4 protein-coding genes and 1 pseudogene are annotated in these 3752 nt (G+C 69.6%); 1 reads left to right on the forward strand and 4 read right to left on the reverse strand.

All coding sequences use genetic code 11. The features are described 5' to 3' along the window. From MA879_RS10940 to MA879_RS10955, 4 genes and pseudogenes are all read right to left on the reverse strand, one after another. The coding region (locus MA879_RS10940; protein ID WP_470365349.1) for a transposase family protein at positions 1–448 on the reverse strand (448 nt) is incomplete at its 3' end. Between the two features lie 11 nt (positions 449–459). Next, positions 460–753: a transposase gene (locus MA879_RS10945; RefSeq protein ID WP_248126342.1), complete on the reverse strand. Its 294-nt coding sequence runs from the start codon at positions 751–753 to the stop codon at positions 460–462. A gap of 69 nt (positions 754–822) precedes the next feature. Further along, positions 823–1342 (reverse strand): annotated as a pseudogene (locus tag MA879_RS10950) (IS5 family transposase); the annotation flags it as partial. Between the two features lie 48 nt (positions 1343–1390). After that, entirely contained in the window at positions 1391–1735 is a 345-nt protein-coding gene (locus MA879_RS10955; RefSeq protein ID WP_248126345.1) for a hypothetical protein, read from the reverse strand. Positions 1736–2089: 354 nt separating this feature from the next. On the opposite strand from MA879_RS10955, the gene MA879_RS10960 reads away from it, so the two are divergent. Beyond that, complete coding sequence (locus MA879_RS10960) at positions 2090–3451, forward strand: YncE family protein (protein WP_248126348.1); 1362 nt, start codon at positions 2090–2092, stop codon at positions 3449–3451. The last annotated feature ends 301 nt before the right edge of the window (positions 3452–3752 follow it).

Raw genomic sequence — 3752 nt, forward strand, 5'->3', positions numbered from 1 at the left:
TGCCGGCGTAGAGATCCTTGATCGCGCAGAGGTAGAGCTTGCCCTCACTGGTGGGGTGCTCGGTGATGTCGGTCAGCCACAGCCGGTTCGGAGCTTCGGCAGAGAAGTCCCGGCGGACGTGGTCGTCATGCACGGGTGGGCCTGGGCGGGTCCCGTACTTGCCACGCTTGGCCCCGAACGCGCAGTGCCACCCGTTCTGGCGACAGAGCCGCCAGGCAGTACGGGCGGCCATTCGCTCCCCGGCCGCCTCGGCCTCGTCCCGCAGCAGCCGGTACCCGAACTCCGGATCGTTCAGGTGAGCGGCGTGCAGGGCGTTGGCCCGGTAGGCCTGCTCCACCTCAGAAACGGCGACGGGCTGGTCCCGCCAGCGGTAGTAGGGCTGGCGGGCGAGCTTGAGGACCCGCAAGGACACCGCGACCGGGATCTGGTCGGCGGCGAGCTCGGACACGAGCGGGTACATCATTTTTTCGGCAGGTTCGCCTGGGAGAGGTAGGCCGCGGCGCGGCGTAGGACTTCGTTCTCCTGCTCGAGGAGCCGGATCCTGCGGCGGGCTGCGCGGAGTTCTTCGGCCTCGGCCTTCGTGGTGCCGGGCTTGTTGCCTGCTTCGATATCGGCCTGGCGAATCCAGTTCGTCAGGCAGGACTCGGAGATGCCGAAGTCCTTCGCGATGTCTTTCAGATGGGTGCCGGGCTCACGGTTCTGCGCGACCCGGACGACATCATCGCGGAACTCTTTGGGGTAGGGGGCGGGCATGGTGCACATCCTTCCCTGTGGTGTGGGAACACCACAGATCGTATGTCACCTGTACGTGCGTCAGTCCCGCAGCAGCATCGGGGAGTCCCCGGCTTGGCCGGGGGTGATCAGGCTGACCAGCGGCAGCCCGGTCCCATCGACGAGCTGATGGATCTTCGTGCTCAGCCCTCCCCGGGAGCGCCCGATGCCGTGATCGGCCGGCTCCTCATGCAGATTCCTGTAGTTCGACCCATCCCCCTGTGAGGCGGGTGATGTTCGTCGCGTGCTGATGCGCGCGGGCGATCGTGGAGTCCACCGAGACCGACCAATCGATCAGGCCTTCGGCGTCCGCGGCGGCGGTCAGCCTCGCCAGCACCGCATCCCAGGTGCCCTCTTCAGCTAAGCGCCGGTGCCAGGTCCACACGGTCTGCCAAGGCCCGTAGACCTCGGGCAGATCCCTCCATGCAATCCCGCACCGATATCGGTAGATGATCGCCTCCACCATCGTGCGGGCGTCCGAGAACGGCCTGCCGGCCCTGCCGGTCCGGGTCGGGAGCATCGGGGCGATCAACTCCCATTGGGCATCGGAGAGCATCTGGAAGCGGGACATGCCTTCCAGGGTGTCAGCTGGCCCCCTGGATCCATTCTCAGACACGCCCTAGCGGCACTCGTCGGGGTCGATGGTAGCCCAACCGACTTTTCGCACGGACGGTGTCGGAGCTGGTTCTGCGAAAGATTCGCCGCGTGTCGTGTGCAGCCTTCGCTGCCTCTCGACATCCGTGCCGGACGAGGCCGACTCGATGGAGAAGTAGGCGGCCGCAGCCACCACCACGGCGGCGACGGCGGAGAAGACGGCGGAGCCGACGCCGAAGCGACGGCCCGTCGGCACGGGGCGGGACAGGTCGATGGCCTGGGTCTGGGTGCCGAGGGAGTGCCGCGGCGGCGGGTCCTCGGCCGGCGGCGGGGAGCCGGCAGGCATCGACGGGTCTGCGGAGTGCGACATGCGCGGACCTCGTTCCAGGGGTTGCGAGACGACTGCGGATGCAGCCGATGTCCGCAGAGTGTCGCATGTCACACCGTGCTGCGCATGCACAGTGACGCCGTCGTGCTCCTGCCGTGGCCGCGGAGCCGCTGTCATCACTCGCACCTTCACCGCTCGCACGTCGATGAGGTGGTTCCACCGTAGGCACCGCGGATGGGGGCAGACCGGACGCGGCCTGGCAGTTCCCTGGACACCCCTGGACCCGGTCGCGCCGGCGTCGCCCCTCTCCCTCCCGCCCGCCTCGCTATGCTGACTCTGTGTCCGGCGGCGCCGTCGGGCCTGCCTGCTGGCCCCCTCACCCCCGGGAGATCCCCCATGGCTCGACTGCACCGCGTCCACCAGACCGACGACGCCGCCCGTCCCCGGGCACTGCGGCCCGCCGCCGTGCTGCTCACCATGGGCCTGTTGCTCACCGGCTGCGCCGGCACGGACGCTGAGCAGACCGAGGACGGCCAGAGCGCCGCCGCCTCCACCGCCCAGGACGGCGGGGCCGCCGCCTCCACCACCGGCGGAGCCGACGCCACCGGCGGAGCCGAGGCCGGCGGCAGCCAGGACGCTGTGGCCGAGGGCCAGGGCGAGGGGGCGCCCTCCGTGGATCCGGCCGACTTCCCGGCGTCCAACACCACCGGGCTGACCCGCATGGAGACCCTCAAGGGCACCGGCGTGGTGCCGAAGTCCGTGGTCTCCAACCAGCACGGGCTGATGATCACCAACAACGTGACCTACCGGCACAACGTCGTGCTCTTCGACACCGAGACCCGCGAGGTGGTCCAGGCCCTGGACGACACCGTGGACACGGACGCGATGGGCATCGAGGGCCTGTCCGGCGTGGTCAGCGGCGCCCCGGTGGAGGCCGCGTGGACCCGGGACGGCCGGTTCGCCTACGTCACCCAGTACGGGCTGTACGACGTGGGCGCGGAACCGGATGACAACTGCACCGCCGGCTCGGCGATCGCCCCTTCCCTGGTCTACCGGTACTCGGTGGAGGAGAAGGACTGGGACGCCGCCTACCGCGTGGGCCGGGTGCCCAAGTACCTGGCCCTGTCCCCGGACGAGTCCCGCCTGCTGGTCACCAACTGGTGCGACTCGAACATGACCGTCCTCGACACCGCCTCCGGGGAGACCGAGCGCACCATCCCCCTGGACACCATGCCCCGCGGCATCGTCGTGCTGCCGGACAACAAGACCGCTTACGCCACCGCCATGTGGGCGGACAAGGTCTACCGCGTGGACCTGGAGGCCGGCACCTCCGAGGTGGTCATGCACACCGGCAAGAACCCCCGCCACCTCGTCCTGTCCCCGGACGGGAAGACCCTCTACATGACGCTCTCCGGCGCCGACCAGATCGTGAAGCTGGACGCCGAGACCGGCGAGGTCCTCGACAGCGCGCCGGCCGGGGACGAGCCGCGCTCCATGGACATCTCCACCGACGGCACGGCCCTCTACGTGGTGAACTACTACGCCTCCACGCTGACCAAGATCGACGCCGATACCCTCGAGATCATCGACACGGCACCGGCCGGCGTCCACGCCGTCGGCGTCACCTACGACGAGCCCTCCGGCGAGGTCTGGGTGGCCAACTACGGCGGCACCATCGACATCTACGACGACACCGACGGGGTGGGCCCGCGTGCCGGCGGCGCCGCGAAGGCCTCGTCGGACACCGCAGGGGGGTGACCCCGCCCCTGGTCGTCGGACACGACGAAGGCCCCGGATCCATGATCCGGGGCCTTCGTCCACGTGGTGGGCCGTTTGTAAGACCCCCTTGGCCGCTACATCATGCGGCTCGCGAGACCGCTCCCCAGTGGCGTGCCCACGCTAAGGTCGCAGTTTTCCCACGTGGGCCCCCGGCCCCACCACCGGGGGCCAGGTTCGTTACCTCGCAACTCCCACGTAGGCCCCCCGGCCCCACCACCAGGGGCCAGGTTCGTTACCTCGCAACTCCCACGTAGGCCCCCCGGCCCCACCACCAGGGGCC

The sequence above is a fragment of the Micrococcus lacusdianchii genome (assembly GCF_023155805.1).
Taxonomy (GTDB): domain Bacteria; phylum Actinomycetota; class Actinomycetes; order Actinomycetales; family Micrococcaceae; genus Micrococcus; species Micrococcus lacusdianchii.

Excerpts from the sequence above, each read along its gene's own strand:
- MA879_RS10945 (WP_248126342.1), bottom strand. The coding sequence starts at position 753 with ATGCCCGCCCCCTACCCCAAAGAGTTCCGCGATGATGTCGTCCGGGTC.
- MA879_RS10955 (WP_248126345.1), bottom strand. The coding sequence starts at position 1,735 with ATGTCGCACTCCGCAGACCCGTCGATGCCTGCCGGCTCCCCGCCGCCG.
- MA879_RS10960 (WP_248126348.1), top strand. The coding sequence starts at position 2,090 with ATGGCTCGACTGCACCGCGTCCACCAGACCGACGACGCCGCCCGTCCC.